This is a genomic window from Mesorhizobium sp. WSM1343, from assembly GCF_055901535.1.
Window position 1 is genome coordinate 641,717 of sequence record NZ_CM148370.1, and the last position, 15,737, is coordinate 657,453.

Below are 15,737 nucleotides of genomic sequence, written 5' to 3' on the forward strand. Positions count from 1 at the left end.
ATCCTGTGTCAGGACCGGATGTAGGAAGCATCCGGCGGCGCCGCAAATTCAAAAATATTGATCAGCCTTTGACAGCTTCGGGGTCGGCGATGTCGTCCTCCTCGACGACAACCGCGTGCTGCGCGGCGAGAAAATTGCCGACATGGCTGAGCCCATCGAAATGATCGCAGAACACCTTGATGACGACCAGCAGCGGCACCGCCATCAGGGCGCCGACGAAACCCCACAGCCATGACCAGAAGGCGATGGCGATAAAGATCGCCACGGCGTTGATCTCGAGGCGCCTGCCGACCACCATCGGCGTCACGAACTGGCCTTCGACGATGTCGCACAAGATCACGAAGGCCGGCGCCAGAAGCGCGTAGAAGATGGTATCGAAGCTGATCAACGCCATGACCGTGACAAGCACGATGGTGATCAGTGCTCCGACATAGGGCAGGAAATTGAGCAGGGCGGCAGCAACGCCCCAGACCAGCGGATTGGGCACGCCGAGCGCCCAAAGACCGAGAGCGATGACCGTGCCGAGGCCGGCATTGATGATCGTGACGGTGAGCAGATAGTGCGAGATTTCGCGTTCGACATCATAGACGACGCGCAGCGCCCGCTTCTTTTCGCTGAGGCTGGCGAAGGACTGGATGATCTTTTCATAAAACATCGTGCCGGAGGCGAGCAGGAACAGCGACAGCACGAAGATGATGGTGAGGCCTGTTCCCGCCGACAGGATGTTGCTGGCGGCCGCCGACAGGATGCCGGACTGCGCTACCGCCACCTTCTGAATGCCCGACTCCTGCGAGGTCTCGGTCAGTTGTTCGATCTGATGCGAAATCTGCATGATCTTCTCGAGCGGCTGTCGCAATTGCGCCAACCGTTCGGTGAGCTTCTGGCCGATCGACGAGGTGTTGTTGATAAGATCGATTATCGGGCCACTGAGCAGATAGCCGGCGGTGGCGAACACACAGAGGGACAACAGCACCAGAAGGGTTGCCGAGATCACTTCCGGGATACCGTGCTTGCGCAGCAGCCGGACGATCGGCGTCAGCGTCAGCGCAAGCAGGAAAGCCAGAAGCACTGGCATGAAGAAAGCGCGGGCGAAATAGAGCGCGTAGATGGCCATGAACAGAAAGATGCCGATCAGCAACGAGCGCATCAGACGCGTGTCGGCGCGAGCCGCGACGCGCGAATCCGGTTCATCGGAAACGTCCTGACCCCAGGCTGTGGGTTCGGTTTTCATGGTCACCCCTCAAGCCGGCGCCCCTTGGCACGGCAATCGCCTCCATGAAACGCAGAGTTACGGGCGAGGGTTCCATGAGCCGGCTTCGGGATTGAGGCCGCTCGCGCCGGCTCCGGGTCAGGCTGCCGGCGACGTGACGGCTGTGGCGGGCTTGGCTGTTTCCTTGCGCACGATCGGCGCCACCCTGGTGCCGTAGAGTTCGATCGCCTTCATGATCTTGGCATGCGGCATGGTGCCGATCGCCATCTGCAGCAGGAAGCGGTCATTGCCGAAGATCTTGTGCTGGGCGACGATCTTTTCAGCCACTTGCTCGGGACTGCCTACGAACAGGGCGCCTGTGGGGCCGCGCGACTGGTCGAAATGCGCCCGCGAGGTCGGACCCCAGCCGCGCTCGCGGCCGATGCGATTCATCACTTCCGCCTGCGGGCCGTAGAAATCGTCCGCCGCCTGCTCGGTCGTCTCGGCGATGAAGCCGTGCACGTTGATGCTGGTGCCAAGGCCCGCCGGATCACTGCCGGCGCGCTTGGCGGCTTCGCGGTAGAGATCGAACAGCGGCGCGAAACGCGCCGGCTCGCCGCCAATGATGGCGAGCGCCAGCGGCAGGCCGAGCGCGCCAGCGCGGGCGGCAGACTGCGGCGTGCCGCCAATGGCGATCCAGACCGGTAGCCTGTCCTGGAAGGGCCGGGGATAAACGCCGCGATCGTTGATCGGCGCACGCAGATTGCCCGACCAGGTGACCTTCACGCTGTCGCGGATGGCAAGCAGCAGATCCAGTTTTTCGGCGAACAGCTCGTCATAATCCTCGAGGTTGAAACCGAACAGCGGGAAGGATTCGATGAACGAGCCGCGCCCGGCCATGATCTCGGCGCGGCCGCCCGACAGAAGATCGAGCGTGGCAAATTGCTGGAAAACGCGCACCGGGTCATCGGAAGACAGAACGGTGACCGCGCTGGTCAGCTTGATGCGCTTCGAACGCTCGGCCGCCGCGGCCAGAGCCACGACCGGTGCGGAGGCGGCATAGTCGGGCCGGTGATGCTCGCCGAGGCCGAAGACGTCGAGGCCGACCTGGTCGGCCAGCTCGATCTCCTCGATCAGGTTGCGCAGCCGCTCATGCGGGCCGATGGCACCGGGGCCCGGCTGCGGGCTGACGTCGGCGAATGTGTAGAGACCGAGTTCCATTTGATATCATCCTGGTGTTGGGTTTTCGGGTTAGAGGTAGCGACGCCTCAGCCGCGCCGCCAGTGGGGCGGACGGTGAACAGTGCATGTCGGTTTCGGCTCTATCTCTTCGTCGCCATTCCGGACGGAAAACCGCTTCACACTTTTCCTGGAATTGCTCCAAAGGCGTCTCCCGAGTGCAACAGCCGACAATTTCATGGCTGCCATGCCGTTTTGGCGCTTGAACTCTCGGTTTTCGCGCGTATGTAAGCGTCGCGAATTGACTTCAGGGAAGTGGACTTGGCTATCTACAGGGAAAAAGACGTTTTCGAGCGGCGCAATGCCGCAAACGAGGCAAAGAAGGCGCTCCTCGAGCGCTTCAAGGCAAAGCCGGCGGCGGATGATCCCGCAGTGCTGGCGCGGCAGGCTGAACGCAAGGCTATCCTTGCGGCCCGCGAAATCCGCGAGGCCGAAAAGGCCCGGCTGAAGCAGGAGAAGCTGGCACGCGAAGCGGTCGAGAAGGCCGAGCGCGAGGCAGCAGCCGAAGCGGCACGTATCGCCGCCGAGGAAGCTGCACAGGCCGAGGCCAAGATTCGGGAATCCGAAGAGAACGAGCGCATCGCCCGTCTTCTGGCCGACGAAGCCGAACGCAAGGCCAAGCGTGACGCGCGTTATGCGGCACGCAAGCAGCGTACCGGCCGGACGCCTCCGGGCTTCTCCGCCCGCTAGCTCTCGGCTACGGAGCAATCTGCTTCGAGAACCAGGGTCGCCTCGCAGCGGCCCTGAACGTGTTTGTCCCATGCATGTCGCCCTGGTCCCGGCTCTGGGAGGACGACATGCGCAAACCAAGAGACCTACGCAAACCAAGAGACCCAAGCGTTACCGTCAGGCGGCGAACTTCAGCCCCATGATGCCGCAGACGATGAGCGCGATGCAGGCCAGCCTGATCGCGGTGGCCGGTTCGCCGAGCAGCCAGATGCCGAGCAGTGCCGTACCGACGGTGCCGATGCCGGTCCACACCGCATAGGCGGTGCCGACGGGCAGCGCCTTCAGCGCCAGGCCGAGCAGAGTGAGGCTGACGACCATCGAGGCAACGGTCAGCACGGTCGGCACCAGCTTCGAGAAGCCATCGGTGTATTTGAGGCCGATTGCCCAGCCGATCTCGAACAAGCCAGCGAAAAAGAGAAGAATCCACGACATCGACAACGCTCCATCAGAGCATCGGACCCGAAAGGTATTTCGGCGCCCGACGATCCGTCAAACAATGGCGGGTCGTCCCGTCCGGATTTGGGGAAGCGCGAGGTCGTCCCCGCCACGCCAATATAAGAATTTCGGGCGCTCGAGCAACAGCGACCGGCAACAAGTGTCGCCGGCCGTAATCTTATTGCGAAGTGGATCGCCGGACCTACTTGTCCTTGAGCTTCATCGCCTTGACCGGCGGCGCCTTCAGCGCCGGAGCCGGAGCGGGCTTCTTGGCGTCCTTCTTCGGCTTGCGGGCTTCCTTGCCTGCCTTCATCGCACCTTTAGCCATGATTCGTTCCTCCTGATGTGAGAAGCCAAGTGAAACAAGAGAACCGCCCGACCGCAAGGGGTTAGCGACTGTTGCCGCCGACAGCGGATCGCTTTCAACCGGTTTCTAGAGCAATTCACCGTTTCGCGGAAACAGTGAATTGCTCTAACTCTTTGTTTTGACGCAATTCCGGATGGAAAACCGCTTCACACTTTTCCTGGAATTGCTCTAATTTGCTCGTAAACCATGGCGGTCCGTGCCATGGTCATTTTCGCACTGCAGCATCGACCCGAGCTTCGCCGGGTGATCGTCAGGCAGGCCGTCAGGACGACAATGCGAATCCACATCGGCTGCGAGATGAGCTTCGACTTTCCGCAGGAAACGCCGCTCATCGCGATGCTGAATGTGCACTATTCGCGGGCCTCCGATCTCGAGCGGCCGGATTTCCTGATCTCCAATCCGCCGGTGCCGATCGAAAGCTATCGCGACAGTTTCGGCAATTGGTGCAACCGGCTTGTCGCGCCGCCCGGGCGCTTCACCTTCGGCACCGACGCGGTGATCCGCGACCCCGGCACCTTCGAGATGGGCGACCCGATGGCCTGGCAGCACGAGGTGCGCGACCTGCCGGCGGACACATTGCTGTTCCTGCTGCCCAGCCGTTTTTGCGAAAGCGACCTTCTGGCTGACGAGGCGTGGCGGCTGTTCGGCAACACGCCGCTGGGTATTCCGCGCGTGCAGGCGGTCTGCGACTTCGTCCACAGCCACATCGTCTTCAACTACGGCAATGCACGGCCGACGCGCACCGCGGCGGAAGCCTATCGTGAACAGAGCGGCGTGTGCCGCGACTACGCGCATCTCGCCGTCACCTTCTGCCGGGCGCTCAACATCCCAACACGCTATTGCACCGGCTACATCAGCGACATCGGTATGCCGAAGCCATGGGCAAGCATGGATTTCTGCGCCTGGATGGAAGTCTATCTCGGCGGCCGCTGGCATGTCTTCGACCCGCGCAACAATGCACCGCGCATCGGCCGCATCCTGATCGCCTCCGGCCGCGACGCCGCCGACGTGCCGCTGACCCATATTTTCGGCCCGGGAACGCTTGCCGGCTTCAAGGTGTGGACCAGCGAGATCATCGAGTAGTCGCCGTTTTCCATAGACCGATCTCTCATGGCCGCTGCCGTGGACGACCCGACATTCGCGCGGTGTGATGCCTGTGGAGCTTTAGCGGCCTGGCCGCTAGACTGCGCCTTGAACGAGGGCAAATGCCATGGCCGGGCACGGCGGCTCAAAAAAGGTGATCTACGCGGCGCTCGCCGGCAATCTCGCCATCGCGCTGACCAAGTTCGCCGCCGCCGCCTTTACCGGCAGTTCGGCGATGCTGTCGGAGGGCGTCCATTCGCTGGTCGATACCGGCAATGGCGGCCTGCTGCTCTACGGCATGCACCGCGCCGCTCGCCCGGCCGATCGCACGCATCCGCTCGGCCACGGCCGCGAACTCTACTTCTGGAGCTTCATCGTCGCGCTCCTCGTCTTCGCGCTGGGCGCCGGCGTGTCGTTCTACGAAGGCGTGGTCCATATCATGGCGCCGGAGCCGGTCGCCAACGCCAAAGTAAACTATATTGTTCTGGGCCTTTCCTTCCTGTTCGAAGGCAGTTCGTGGTGGGTGGCGCTGAAGGAGTTTCGCCGGCAGAAGGGCAGGCAAGGCTGGCTGCAGGCCGTGCAGTCGAGCAAGGATCCGAGCGTCTACACCGTGCTGTTCGAGGACAGTGCGGCACTTCTCGGCCTGATCGTCGCTTTCGCCGGCATATTGGCGGCGGAACTGCTGGAGATGCCGGAGCTCGACGGCGCCGCCTCTATCGGCATCGGGCTGATCCTTGGCGCAACCGCGATCTTCCTGGCCCGCGAAAGCAAGGGCCTGCTGATCGGCGAGCCGGCGTCGCCCGAGGTGCAGATGAAAGTGCTGGCGATCGTCCAGCAGGATCCGGCGGTGCAGCGGGCGAACGGCGTCCTGACCGTCCATATGGGGCCGACAGAGATCGTCGCCGGGCTCAGCATCGAGTTCGAGGACCATTTGACGGCGCCCGAGATCGAAGCTTGCGTCGAGCGCCTGGAGGCGCAGTTGAAGAAGGAAATGCCGGAGATCACACGGCTGTTCGTCAAGCCGCAGACGTCAGGCACCTGGGAGCAGCGACGCAGGCTGATCGATTCCGCATCCGATCCTGCCCTGGACTAAAACCGTGCCATTGCCTCACGGCCTTGCGCCGCTAGATTGAAGGGGCTTTGGAGGAACGAAGATGAGAATAGACGGCGGCTGTCATTGTGGCGCCATCACCTACGAGGCGGAGGTCGATCCGGAAAAGACCACGATCTGCCACTGCACGGATTGCCAGCAACTGACTGGCACGGCTTTTCGCCTTACGGTTCCGGCGCCGGAAAGCAACTATCGCATCACCAAGGGCACGCCGAAAATCTACATCAAGATCGTGGCGAGCGGCGCCAAGCGCACCCAGGCCTTTTGCGCCGACTGCGGTTCGCATCTCTACGCCACGTCTGTCGGAGATGGTCCGAAGGTCTATGGAATTCGCGTGGGGACCGCGCGGCAGCGCCAGGATTTGATCCCGACACAGCAGAAATGGCACCGCTCGGCGCTGCACTGGCTGCCTGAATTTCAGGGCTTGACCACGTTGGAGGAGCAGTAGCGCCGGTCCGGCACCGCGCCTCAATCGTCGCCTTCGACGACCCTCAGCCTGAGCTGCCCGGTTTTCGAATCGGCAACGCGCGCGCCGGTATCGACCTTGGCGGCGGGAGCCCGTGACGCGGCGTCTACGGCGGCATCGCCGTCGGGCTGCGCGCCGAATTCCAGCGCCTCGATCTTCTGGCCGCGCTTGGTGACTTTCGACGTCGAAACCAGTATGTCGTCGATGTCCTTGGCCGACTGGCCGAAATGCACCTGCAGCTTGCGCACCCGCTCATCGACACGTGCAACATCCTCCATCAGCCGGATGACCTCGCCCTGGATCAGGTGCGCCTGTTCGCGCATGCGGGCATCCTTGAGGATCGCCTGGATGACCTGGATCGACAGCATCAGCAGCGACGGCGAGACGATGACGACGCGCGCACGGTGCGCCTTGTGCACGATCGCCTCGAAATTCTCGTGGATCTCGGCGAACACCGATTCCGACGGCACGAACATGAAGGCAGTGTCCTGCGTCTCGCCCTGGATCAGGTATTTTTCCGAGATATCGCGGACATGGATCTCGATGTCGCGGCGGAAGGCCTGCGAAGCTGCCTTCTGCAGATCGGCGCCATCGGCGGCGCGGATGGCGTTCCAGGCTTCCAGCGGAAATTTTGCATCGATGGCCAGCGACGGCGCGCCATTCGGCATCTTCACCAGGCAGTCGGGCCGGCTGCCGTTCGACAGCGTCGCCTGGAACTCATAGGCACCGTGTGGCAGGCCGTCGGCAACGATCGCCTCCATGCGCGACTGGCCGAACGCGCCGCGCGTCTGCTTGTTCGAGAGGATCGCCTGCAATTGCACGACCTGGCCGGCGAGCGACTGGATGTTGCCTTGCGCGACGTCGATGACCGCCAGCCGTTCCTGCAATTTGGCCAGGCTCTCATGCGTGGATTTGGTCTGCTCGGTCATGGTCTGGCCGAGCCGGCCGGTCATAGCGTCGAGGCGTTGGCCGATCGATTGCGTCAGCTCCGCCTGCCGTGCGCCGAACACTTCCGCAATGGCGCCCATGCGGCCCTGCATTTCGGCCTGGCTTTGCAGAATGCCGGCCATCCGCACTTCCGCATCGCGGGCATGATCGGCGGCTTCCGCGGCCGCCACGGCGCGCGCCTTGGCCGACCGCCACAACGCAATGACCAGCGCCACGAACAGGGCCAGAAACAGCAAAACGCCGAAGGCCAGCGCATGGCCGAGCGTGATCGTTGTGGCGCCAAGCCGGGCGACAGGCTCCGAAAGGATGGTGCTCAAATCATTCATGTGGACAGCATAGACGATTCGCCGCGATAGCACAGATCAAAACGTGAACGCGCCTGATGCCAACCGGTTGACGCGTTTCGCTGGAGGTCTTAGGTGGAACGCCATGCCGATCAAGCCGCTCATCATCCTTCCCGACCCCATCCTGCGCCAGGTTTCCAAGCCCGTAGAGCGTGTCGACGCGCCTTTGCGCAAATTAGCCGATGACATGCTGGCGACCATGTATGATGCGCCGGGCATCGGGCTGGCGGCAATCCAGATCGGCGAGCCGCTGCGCTTGCTGGTGATCGATCTCGCCAAGGAAGACGAGACGCCGGCGCCGCATGTCTTCATCAATCCGGAAATCCTGGAGAGCGCCGACGCGCGCTCCGTCTATGAGGAAGGCTGCCTGTCGATCCCGGATTATTACGCCGAGGTCGAACGCCCCGCCGCCGTGCGGGTCAAATATCTCGACCGCGACGGCAAATTGCAGGAGATAGAGGCCGAGGGGTTGATGGCGACCTGCCTGCAACACGAGATCGACCACCTCAATGGCGTCCTGTTCATCGATCACATCTCGAAGCTGAAGCGCGACATGGTGGTAAAGAAATTCAAGAAGCTCGCCAGGGACAAGGCGCCGGGCAAGCTCGCGGGATAAGGTACGGGAGTCCCCTCCAGGCCTATTGTCGGCAGGATTGCCACCAAATGGAGATGCCGACGGTCGACATGCTGATCAGGGACATTCCTGAGCCTTTGAAGCGCGAGATCGAACTGGCGGCGCGCGAGGTCGGCCAGAGCGTCTCGGACAAGGCCATCGGCCTTCTGCGCAAAGGCATAGTTGCGGAGAGGCCGGCCCGAGAGGAGTCGAGCCTCTCGGCGTGGGCTGCAATTCGCTCGGCTTTCGTATCTGAAAGCGCAATTGGCGATGAATACGCGGAAATCATGGAGAAGATCGAAGCGGAAAGATGGCGCGACGGTCGTCCCGCGACTTCGACGGCCTTGACCTGAAGCTCGTAAACCCGTTTGAAGCGGATGCCTGAGCCGGCACACTGCGCGAGCAAGAAGACAGGATACCGGAAGAAAAAATGCCCCTTCGCGTCATCTTCATGGGTACGCCGGAGTTTTCGGTGCCGACCTTGCGCGCGATCGCCGAGGCTGGCCATGAGATATCAGTCGTCTATACCCAGCCGCCGCGCGCTGCCGGACGACGCGGGCTGGAGCTGACGCCGTCGCCGGTGCAGCGCGAGGCGGAGCGACTGGGCATCGAGGTGCGGACGCCGGTTTCGCTCAAAGGAGAGGCCGAACAGGCCGCTTTTCGCGCCTTGCAGGCCGATGTGGCGGTGGTCGTCGCCTATGGCTTGCTGCTGCCGAAGGCGGTTCTGGAGGCAACCCGGCTCGGCTGCGTCAACGGCCATGCGTCGCTTCTGCCGCGCTGGCGCGGCGCCGCCCCCATCCAGCGCGCCATCATGGCCGGTGACCTGGAAAGCGGCATGATGGTGATGCGCATGGAAGAGGGCCTGGACACCGGTCCGGTCGGGCTGGTTGAAAAGTGCGCCATCGAACCCGATATGACAGCCGGCGATCTGCATGATCGGTTGATGAGTGTCGGTGCTGCCTTGATGGTGGAAGCGCTGGCGCGGTTGGAAGGGAACACCCTGACATTCACCACACAAGCTGTGGATGGGGTGACCTACGCCAAGAAAATCGATAAATCCGAGACTCGCGTGGACTGGACTCGCTCGGCAAGTGAGGTCCACAATCATATTCGTGGCCTGTCGCCCTTTCCAGGCGCCTGGTCGGAGATAGGAATTGGCGGCCGCCAGGAGCGGCTGAAACTGCTTCGCTCGACGCTGTCGCAAGGCCTGTCGCCTTCGGAAGATTTGGGCGAGTCGGGAGGAATTCTCGATGACCGGCTGACGGTCGCCTGCGGGGCAGGCGCGATCAGGCTGGTCGAAGTTCAACGGGCGGGCGGAAAGCCCGCTGCCGCGTCGGAATTCCTGCGCGGGGCCAAGATCGAAAAAGGACTGAAATTCTCATGAGCATGATGTCGATACGCGCGGCAACGCCGCGGGATCGCGAGGCCATCCGCCTCGTCGAGGAACACGCTTTCGGCCAGCAGGCGGAGGCCGGTCTGGTCGACGCGCTGGTGACCGGCGGCGACGCGGTTGCCGAGCTGGTTGCGGAAGAGGACGGCCAGGTGGTCGGCCATATCCTGTTTTCGCGGCTGTTCGTCCAGAATGGCGGCAAGACCTTCGCGGCCGTAGCGCTGGCGCCGCTGGCGGTGGAGCCCTCGTTCCATGGCAGCGGCATTGGCGGCGCGCTGATCCGCGAGGCGCATATCCGCCTCAAGGATGGTGGTGAGACGCTGGCCGTGGTGCTGGGCGACCCCACCTATTACGGGCGTTTCGGCTATAGCCACACGCGTGCCGAGAACTTCGAAAGCGAGTATCAGGGCGAAGCGCTGCAGGCGCTGGCCTGGGGTGACGCACCAGAAGCAGGCAGGCTGGTCTACGCCTCCGCCTTCACCGCTCTCGCCGCGTAGAATAGTCCGCCGTTTTCACGGAAACGGCGAACTGCACTCCTCTTTGTTTTAACGCAATTCCGAACGGAAAACCGTTTCACACTTTTCCTGGAATTGCTCGAGGCGAGAGCTCTAGCCGCAAATGCCGCGTTTTCGCCTCTACATCGAGTATGACGGCAGCCTGTTTGCCGGCTGGCAGCACCAGGCGGATCAGCCTTCGGTGCAGCAGGCGATCGAGCAGGCGATCGAAAAATTCTGCGGCGAAGCGATCAGGCTGCGCGCCGCCGGCCGCACCGATGCCGGCGTGCATGCGACCGCGCAGGTGGCGCATGTCGACCTCGTCAAGGCGTGGCCGAGCGACAAGGTGCGCGATGCCGTCAACGCCCATCTGCAGGCGGCCGGGGCGCGCATCGCCATCCTGAAAGCGACGGTGGTCTCCGACAGTTTCGACGCCCGCTTCTCGGCCATTGGCCGCCACTATCTCTACCGCATCCTGAACCGCCGCGCGCCGGCCGCGCTCGACAAGGGCAAGGTGTGGTGGGTGCCGAAGCGGCTCGACGCCGGCGCCATGCACGAAGCGGCAAAGGTCCTGCTTGGACGGCATGACTTTACCACCTTCCGCTCGACCCAGTGCCAGGCCAACAGCCCGATCAGGACGCTGGAACGGCTCGATGTGAGCCGACAAGGCGACATGATCGAGGTCAGGGCTTCGGCGCGCTCGTTCCTGCACAACCAGGTGCGTTCGATGGTCGGCTCGCTCAAGCGTGTCGGCGACGGCGGCTGGAGCGCGGCCGACCTGAAAACAGCGCTCGAGGCGCGCGACCGCGCCGCCTGCGGCCAGGTGGCGCCGCCCGACGGGCTGTTTCTCACCGGTGTCGATTATCCGATCGAGACGAGCCCGGAAAGGCTCTGAACTCCGACATCGTCCGGGACGGTGATGCCGAGCAACGTCTGCAGGCCGAACAGCACCAGCAGCGACGCAATGAACATGCCGACGAAAACGGCCGTGCCGACCGCTGCGCCCCTGCCCATCGTGGCATTTGTCATGCGCCAGGTCAGCACCATAGAAAGGGCAAAGAGGAACAGCGACACAAGGCTCGAAACCTGGCTTGCGGACGACAGGAAAAGCCGGATCAGCGCCGAAGGCAGCATCAGCCAGGCGGTGATGGCCGAAGCCCAGTTGCTGGCAACGACGTAGTGGACGAAGCGGCCGCCTATGCCGGCGCGCGGCGCGATGAAAGCGAGCGCAACCAGCGGCAGCACCCAGGAGCCGATGTCGACCGTCGCCAGGCGCACCAGCATGCTGAAGCGCCCCGCGAAGGCGTCGGGATCGCCGATTTCGTTGGCGATGCCGACCCAGCCGACGATCAGCGCCGGTGCTGCAACGACAATGGCGAAGAAGGAATTCCAGAAGCCGTCGGCCGACAGGTCGAGCAGGCGTAGGCCGTCGGCTCTGCCGAGCATCAATCGCCAGGCGCCCGTCAGCGAAGCTTGGGTTTCGTCCGCCGAAAGCATGCTGTTCAGCCCTGTCCGAACCAGTCTTCTATGAAGCGCTGGTAGATTTGCGTCAGCGTCTCGAGGTCGGCAATGGCGACGCGCTCGTCGACCATGTGCATGGTCTTGCCGACCAGCCCGAACTCGACCACCGGACAATAGTCCTTGATGAAACGCGCATCGGAGGTTCCACCGGAGGTCGACAGCGTCGGCTCCTTGCCGACCGCCGACTTGATCGAGCCGCGCAGCGTTTCGATCAGCCTGTCGTCACGGGTCAGGAAGACATGGCTCGGCCGGTCGCGCCAGACGAGCTCGTAGTCGACCGGCGTCTTCTTGCCCTGCCGGTACTTCTTGCGCCTGGCCGCCTGGTCGAGCCGGTTGTGGATTTCGGCCTGCAGGGTCTCGTCCGTCCAGGTGTCGTTGAAGCGGATGTTGAAGGTCGCGGTCGCTTTGGCCGGGATGACATTGGTGGCCGGGTTGCCCACATCGATGGAGGTGATCTCCAGATTTGTCGGCTGGAAATCCCTGGTTCCCTTGTCGAAAACCGGATGCAGCAAGGCATCGACCAGGCTCATCAGCCCGCGCACCGGATTGTCGGCAAGCAAGGGATAGGCGACATGGCCCTGGCGGCCGTTGACGGTGACGGCGCCGGACATCGAGCCGCGGCGGCCGATCTTGATCATGTCGCCCAGCGCATCCGGGTTGGTCGGCTCGCCGACGACAGAGGCATCCCATTTCTCGCCCCTGGAAGCCGCCCATTCGAGCAGCTTGACCGTGCCGTTGATCGCGGGGCCTTCCTCGTCGCCGGTGATCAGCAGCGAGACCGAGCCTTTCGGACCGCCATTGGCCTCGACATGGCGCGCCACGGCGGCGATGAAACAGGCGATGCCGCCCTTCATGTCGACGGCGCCGCGGCCATACATCTCGCCATTGGCGATCTCGGCGGCGAAGGGCGGATGCGTCCAGGCGGCTTCGTCGCCGACCGGCACCACGTCGGTGTGGCCGGCGAACATCAGATGCGGGCCATTGCCGGAACGCCTTGCATAGAGGTTTTCGATATCGGGCGTGCCGTCTTCGGAAAACACCGGCCGATCGACCAGGAAGCCGAGCGGTTTGAGCATCGTCTCCAGCGCGGTCAGCGCACCGCCCTCAGCGGGCGTCACCGAAGCGCAACGGATAAGGGCGGCGAGGTTTTCGGCAGGATTGGTCGGCAGCGTCATGGCAAAAGCGATAGTCGAAAGCGCAGGGCCTGTCACGGCCAGACATAGGGGCCAGCCTCATGGCTGGCGATACCGCCGATATTATGGTTTTCATGTCGTATAGTTGCGACCCGGCGCGGGCGACAGGATGGCAGACAAGGACAAACGGATCGTCATAGCCGGTGCCGGCAGCATCGGCTGCTATGCCGGCGGCTGCCTGGCGCTGGCCAGCCGAAAGGTCATTCTGCTGGCCCGGCCGCGCATCGAGGCAGCGTTGCGGCAGGGTGGATTGCGGGTCAGCGACCTCCAGGGCCGCGATCGCTCGATCAAGCCGGAGGCGCTTGCCGTCACCACCGATCCGGCCGCCACCCTGCCGCAGGCGGACGTGATCCTGGTCACGGTCAAGAGCGGCGCCACTCAGGACATGGCGGATCTTATCAAAGCTCATGCCCGGCCCGACGCCGTGGTGATCAGCCTGCAGAACGGTGTCGACAATGCCGACAGGCTGCGTGCCGGACTTGGCCGGCGAACGGTGCTGGCCGGCATGGTGCCGTTCAATGTGGTGCAGTCGCCGGACGGCGAGCTGCCGCTGCGCGTGCACCGCGCCAGCGACGGCAAGGTGATGGTCGAGGATGGCGATGCCGGCCTGGTCGGCCTGCTTGGCGTCGAAGGGTTTGCGGTTGAAGCGCATGGCGACATGAAGGCGGTGCTGTGGGGCAAGCTGCTGATGAATCTGAACAACGCGCTGGTGGCGCTTTCCGGCCTGCCGCTGGCAACCGAACTGGCCGACCGACGCTGGCGGCTGATCCTGGCTGGCCAGATCGACGAGGCGCTGACGGCGCTGAAAGCGTCCGGCATCGAGCCGGCGCGGATCGCCGGCCTGCGGCCGGCGCTGCTGCCGAAAGTGCTCAGGCTGCCGGACTGGCTGTTCAAGCTCTTGGCGCGGCGCATGCTGGCGATCGACCCGCAGGCGCGCTCGTCGATGTGGGACGATCTTCAGCGCGGCCGGCCGACGGAGATCGACGACTTGCAAGGTGCCATCTTGCGGCTGGCGGGGAAGGCCGGCACGCCCGTGCCGACGGTTCAGCGGATCATCGCCTTGGTGCGCGCGGCGGAAGCGGAGCGGCTTGGCTCGCCGGGCCTGGCGCCGGAGCAGATTGTTGCACCGGCCGGCCGTCGATCAACGTGATCTTCTGCCAGATTTTCCGCGACAGGTTGGACGCCAGGTTCTCGATGTCGTTGACGCCGTCGATGACCACGTCGTCATTGACCGACTGCGCGAACAATGCGGCGATCTTGCCGGTGATCGACAGCATTTCGGAGCAATAGTCGAGGTAACGCGCCAGGTCGGCGGCATTGGTGATGCGGGCGGGCGAATGCGACGTTGGCTTGAAATCGGCCGACAGCGCCGCCGGATCCTTGGTCAGCTGGTGCATGTCGATGACGTGGATCAGCGAGCGCAGGCCATGCAGCTGGCGAAAGACCTGCTTGCGCTTGATGCGCTCCTCGGAGCGGATCAAGGCGAGAAATCCGACAATGGCGAGGATGAACATGTTGAGCGAAGCTTCGATGCCTTGCACAGACTGGACGGCATCACCCGGTTTGGAAATGCGGTCGAATGGCAATACGGTTCCGACGAAGATGAACATCAGTGCGCCGGCAACGACAGCGGCGACGATGAGGCCGCGCAGCCACCAGATCGGCGCTTCCAGGGCCTTGGCGCCCTGTGCCAGGTCGCGCGACAGCGAGACCAGTTCGGCGGCAACGCCGCGCAGGCCGGCATCGGGGAAACGCTCCGCAACGCGCGTCTCCAGCCGTTCTGCGGTCTCGATGATCAGTTTCGGATCAAGCGTACGGTAGCGCATGTCCGATCGAACCTCAGGGTTGTGCTGGCTCGTTGGTGCGCCGGCCGTAGCGGTTGGGTCCAGGCTGCCCCGGAAACAGGCACAACACAAGGAAGGCCACGATCGAGACCACCGGCACGAACAGGATCAGCGCCGCAATGCCCGGCTTGTCCAAATCGTGCAGCCGCTTGACCGCCAGGGCAATGTTCGACCACAGCGAGGCGATGAAGGCGACGAAGAAGATGAACGACCACATGTTGCTCTCGGCCGAACCTTCCGGCACCAGCGTGAAGCGGTAGAGCGGGAAGGCCTGGATGATAGCGACGAGCAACCCGCCAAGAAAATAGGCCGCGCGACTGACGCGGCCCGAGGTTTTGAAGAAAAGCCAGGTGAGATCTGATCTGTCAGGCAAGCGGGTCCGGTCCATATTGATTGGCGCCCCTGGCGCCTTCGAGAATGCCGCATTCCACCAGAAACCAGATCGGGCCGATCAATGGCACCAGCATGATCAGGCTCCACCAGCCCGACTTGCCGCGATCATGCCAGCGCTTGGCGTAGACTGCGAGTGCGAAATAGATCGAGGCCAGAGCGATGAGAATGCCGATGATGCCGATCTGGGCGCCACTGGCCGTGGTGATGCGTGTACCGAGGATCGCATCGAGAATAAAGGCAACGATGCCAATGACGATGAAAACGCCAATCGCGGCCCAGAACTTGCCACGGTTGATGCGACCGTCAAAACTTGTGAGCAGATACTTCCAGTCCATGTCACCCCTCCATGATGAACCCGCGCGACCGATTGTCGCGCCGG

At 63.4% G+C, this 15,737-nt stretch carries 20 protein-coding genes; 10 read left to right on the forward strand and 10 right to left on the reverse strand.

Going from position 1 to position 15,737, the window contains the following annotated elements; genetic code table 11:
• Window positions 1-61: 61 nt before the first annotated feature.
• Together AC0NIL_RS03005 and AC0NIL_RS03010 are read right to left on the reverse strand one after the other, a co-directional pair.
• Window positions 62-1,231: an AI-2E family transporter gene (locus AC0NIL_RS03005; RefSeq protein WP_013528460.1), complete on the reverse strand. Its 1,170-nt coding sequence runs from the start codon at window positions 1,229-1,231 to the stop codon at window positions 62-64.
• 117 nt (window positions 1,232-1,348) lie between these two features.
• Entirely contained in the window at window positions 1,349-2,410 is a 1,062-nt protein-coding gene (locus AC0NIL_RS03010) for an LLM class flavin-dependent oxidoreductase (protein ID WP_473572817.1), read from the reverse strand.
• Between the two features lie 278 nt (window positions 2,411-2,688).
• Here AC0NIL_RS03010 and AC0NIL_RS03015 point away from each other — a divergent pair, with 278 nt between their 5' ends.
• Complete coding sequence (locus tag AC0NIL_RS03015; protein ID WP_013528462.1) at window positions 2,689-3,117, forward strand: DUF6481 family protein; 429 nt, start codon at window positions 2,689-2,691, stop codon at window positions 3,115-3,117.
• A gap of 156 nt (window positions 3,118-3,273) precedes the next feature.
• Here the strand turns inward: AC0NIL_RS03015 and sugE are convergent, their stop codons facing one another.
• Both sugE and AC0NIL_RS03025 read right to left on the reverse strand, forming a co-directional pair.
• A complete protein-coding gene (gene sugE / locus AC0NIL_RS03020) occupies window positions 3,274-3,588 on the reverse strand; it encodes a quaternary ammonium compound efflux SMR transporter SugE (RefSeq protein ID WP_013528463.1) in 315 nt (104 codons plus the stop codon).
• A 205-nt stretch (window positions 3,589-3,793) separates the two neighbouring features.
• Window positions 3,794-3,919 (reverse strand): hypothetical protein, encoded by a 126-nt coding sequence (locus AC0NIL_RS03025; protein ID WP_013528464.1) that lies wholly within the window; start codon window positions 3,917-3,919, stop codon window positions 3,794-3,796.
• A gap of 312 nt (window positions 3,920-4,231) precedes the next feature.
• On the opposite strand from AC0NIL_RS03025, the gene AC0NIL_RS03030 reads away from it, so the two are divergent.
• The 3 genes from AC0NIL_RS03030 to AC0NIL_RS03040 all read left to right on the forward strand — a co-directional run bounded on the left by AC0NIL_RS03030 (window position 4,232) and on the right by AC0NIL_RS03040 (window position 6,600).
• Window positions 4,232-5,041 (forward strand): transglutaminase-like domain-containing protein, encoded by an 810-nt coding sequence (locus AC0NIL_RS03030; protein ID WP_473572852.1) that lies wholly within the window; start codon window positions 4,232-4,234, stop codon window positions 5,039-5,041.
• A 127-nt stretch (window positions 5,042-5,168) separates the two neighbouring features.
• Window positions 5,169-6,134 carry a cation diffusion facilitator family transporter gene (locus AC0NIL_RS03035; protein WP_337123167.1) on the forward strand — a complete coding sequence of 322 codons (966 nt, stop codon included), beginning with the start codon at window positions 5,169-5,171 and terminating at the stop codon, window positions 6,132-6,134.
• A gap of 61 nt (window positions 6,135-6,195) precedes the next feature.
• Window positions 6,196-6,600: a GFA family protein gene (locus tag AC0NIL_RS03040; protein ID WP_473572818.1), complete on the forward strand. Its 405-nt coding sequence runs from the start codon at window positions 6,196-6,198 to the stop codon at window positions 6,598-6,600.
• A 20-nt stretch (window positions 6,601-6,620) separates the two neighbouring features.
• On the opposite strand, the gene AC0NIL_RS03045 is transcribed toward AC0NIL_RS03040, so the two are convergent.
• Window positions 6,621-7,892: a DNA recombination protein RmuC gene (locus tag AC0NIL_RS03045; RefSeq protein ID WP_473572819.1), complete on the reverse strand. Its 1,272-nt coding sequence runs from the start codon at window positions 7,890-7,892 to the stop codon at window positions 6,621-6,623.
• A 103-nt stretch (window positions 7,893-7,995) separates the two neighbouring features.
• Here AC0NIL_RS03045 and def point away from each other — a divergent pair, with 103 nt between their 5' ends.
• The 5 genes from def to truA all read left to right on the forward strand — a co-directional run bounded on the left by def (window position 7,996) and on the right by truA (window position 11,302).
• On the forward strand, window positions 7,996-8,526 hold the full coding sequence (gene def, locus AC0NIL_RS03050; protein WP_064992801.1) for a peptide deformylase: 531 nt from the start codon (window positions 7,996-7,998) through the stop codon (window positions 8,524-8,526).
• A gap of 47 nt (window positions 8,527-8,573) precedes the next feature.
• Entirely contained in the window at window positions 8,574-8,876 is a 303-nt protein-coding gene (locus AC0NIL_RS03055) for a plasmid stabilization protein (protein ID WP_473572820.1), read from the forward strand.
• A gap of 77 nt (window positions 8,877-8,953) precedes the next feature.
• Window positions 8,954-9,907: a methionyl-tRNA formyltransferase gene (gene fmt / locus AC0NIL_RS03060; protein ID WP_063170946.1), complete on the forward strand. Its 954-nt coding sequence runs from the start codon at window positions 8,954-8,956 to the stop codon at window positions 9,905-9,907.
• Complete coding sequence (locus AC0NIL_RS03065; protein ID WP_013528472.1) at window positions 9,904-10,410, forward strand: GNAT family N-acetyltransferase; 507 nt, start codon at window positions 9,904-9,906, stop codon at window positions 10,408-10,410. The genes fmt and AC0NIL_RS03065 overlap by 4 nt, the downstream gene beginning before the upstream one ends.
• Before the next feature lie 121 nt (window positions 10,411-10,531).
• Window positions 10,532-11,302: a tRNA pseudouridine(38-40) synthase TruA gene (truA, locus tag AC0NIL_RS03070; RefSeq protein ID WP_473572821.1), complete on the forward strand. Its 771-nt coding sequence runs from the start codon at window positions 10,532-10,534 to the stop codon at window positions 11,300-11,302.
• On the opposite strand, the gene AC0NIL_RS03075 is transcribed toward truA, so the two are convergent.
• Window positions 11,269-11,904, reverse strand: coding sequence for a hypothetical protein (locus AC0NIL_RS03075; protein ID WP_063169726.1), 636 nt, complete (start codon window positions 11,902-11,904; stop codon window positions 11,269-11,271). The genes truA and AC0NIL_RS03075 overlap by 34 nt on opposite strands.
• A gap of 5 nt (window positions 11,905-11,909) precedes the next feature.
• Window positions 11,910-13,103 carry a succinyl-diaminopimelate desuccinylase gene (gene dapE / locus AC0NIL_RS03080; RefSeq protein ID WP_473572822.1) on the reverse strand — a complete coding sequence of 398 codons (1,194 nt, stop codon included), beginning with the start codon at window positions 13,101-13,103 and terminating at the stop codon, window positions 11,910-11,912.
• Between the two features lie 127 nt (window positions 13,104-13,230).
• Here dapE and AC0NIL_RS03085 point away from each other — a divergent pair, with 127 nt between their 5' ends.
• Window positions 13,231-14,271: a 2-dehydropantoate 2-reductase gene (locus AC0NIL_RS03085; RefSeq protein ID WP_063169725.1), complete on the forward strand. Its 1,041-nt coding sequence runs from the start codon at window positions 13,231-13,233 to the stop codon at window positions 14,269-14,271.
• Here the strand turns inward: AC0NIL_RS03085 and AC0NIL_RS03090 are convergent.
• The 3 genes from AC0NIL_RS03090 to AC0NIL_RS03100 are packed head-to-tail and all read right to left on the reverse strand — an operon-like array spanning window position 14,174 to window position 15,693.
• Window positions 14,174-14,947: a hypothetical protein gene (locus AC0NIL_RS03090; protein ID WP_063169724.1), complete on the reverse strand. Its 774-nt coding sequence runs from the start codon at window positions 14,945-14,947 to the stop codon at window positions 14,174-14,176. The genes AC0NIL_RS03085 and AC0NIL_RS03090 overlap by 98 nt on opposite strands.
• Before the next feature lie 13 nt (window positions 14,948-14,960).
• The gene (locus AC0NIL_RS03095) at window positions 14,961-15,338 is read right to left on the reverse strand and encodes a DUF805 domain-containing protein (protein WP_024502086.1); all 378 of its coding nucleotides are present in this window, start codon (window positions 15,336-15,338) and stop codon (window positions 14,961-14,963) included.
• Complete coding sequence (locus AC0NIL_RS03100) at window positions 15,331-15,693, reverse strand: DUF805 domain-containing protein (RefSeq protein WP_013528479.1); 363 nt, start codon at window positions 15,691-15,693, stop codon at window positions 15,331-15,333. Before AC0NIL_RS03100 ends, AC0NIL_RS03095 begins: the two co-directional genes overlap by 8 nt.
• Between the last annotated feature and the right edge of the window lie 44 nt (window positions 15,694-15,737).

Excerpts from the sequence above, each read along its gene's own strand:
- AC0NIL_RS03035 (WP_337123167.1), top strand. The coding sequence starts at position 5,169 with ATGGCCGGGCACGGCGGCTCAAAAAAGGTGATCTACGCGGCGCTCGCC.
- AC0NIL_RS03055 (WP_473572820.1), top strand. The coding sequence starts at position 8,574 with ATGGAGATGCCGACGGTCGACATGCTGATCAGGGACATTCCTGAGCCT.
- AC0NIL_RS03025 (WP_013528464.1), bottom strand. The coding sequence starts at position 3,919 with ATGGCTAAAGGTGCGATGAAGGCAGGCAAGGAAGCCCGCAAGCCGAAG.
- AC0NIL_RS03085 (WP_063169725.1), top strand. The coding sequence starts at position 13,231 with ATGGCAGACAAGGACAAACGGATCGTCATAGCCGGTGCCGGCAGCATC.
- sugE (WP_013528463.1), bottom strand. The coding sequence starts at position 3,588 with ATGTCGTGGATTCTTCTCTTTTTCGCTGGCTTGTTCGAGATCGGCTGG.
- AC0NIL_RS03030 (WP_473572852.1), top strand. The coding sequence starts at position 4,232 with ATGCGAATCCACATCGGCTGCGAGATGAGCTTCGACTTTCCGCAGGAA.
- truA (WP_473572821.1), top strand. The coding sequence starts at position 10,532 with ATGCCGCGTTTTCGCCTCTACATCGAGTATGACGGCAGCCTGTTTGCC.
- dapE (WP_473572822.1), bottom strand. The coding sequence starts at position 13,103 with ATGACGCTGCCGACCAATCCTGCCGAAAACCTCGCCGCCCTTATCCGT.
- AC0NIL_RS03065 (WP_013528472.1), top strand. The coding sequence starts at position 9,904 with ATGAGCATGATGTCGATACGCGCGGCAACGCCGCGGGATCGCGAGGCC.
- AC0NIL_RS03005 (WP_013528460.1), bottom strand. The coding sequence starts at position 1,231 with ATGAAAACCGAACCCACAGCCTGGGGTCAGGACGTTTCCGATGAACCG.
- def (WP_064992801.1), top strand. The coding sequence starts at position 7,996 with ATGCCGATCAAGCCGCTCATCATCCTTCCCGACCCCATCCTGCGCCAG.
- AC0NIL_RS03010 (WP_473572817.1), bottom strand. The coding sequence starts at position 2,410 with ATGGAACTCGGTCTCTACACATTCGCCGACGTCAGCCCGCAGCCGGGC.
- fmt (WP_063170946.1), top strand. The coding sequence starts at position 8,954 with ATGCCCCTTCGCGTCATCTTCATGGGTACGCCGGAGTTTTCGGTGCCG.
- AC0NIL_RS03040 (WP_473572818.1), top strand. The coding sequence starts at position 6,196 with ATGAGAATAGACGGCGGCTGTCATTGTGGCGCCATCACCTACGAGGCG.
- AC0NIL_RS03090 (WP_063169724.1), bottom strand. The coding sequence starts at position 14,947 with ATGCGCTACCGTACGCTTGATCCGAAACTGATCATCGAGACCGCAGAA.
- AC0NIL_RS03045 (WP_473572819.1), bottom strand. The coding sequence starts at position 7,892 with ATGAATGATTTGAGCACCATCCTTTCGGAGCCTGTCGCCCGGCTTGGC.
- AC0NIL_RS03075 (WP_063169726.1), bottom strand. The coding sequence starts at position 11,904 with ATGCTTTCGGCGGACGAAACCCAAGCTTCGCTGACGGGCGCCTGGCGA.
- AC0NIL_RS03100 (WP_013528479.1), bottom strand. The coding sequence starts at position 15,693 with ATGGACTGGAAGTATCTGCTCACAAGTTTTGACGGTCGCATCAACCGT.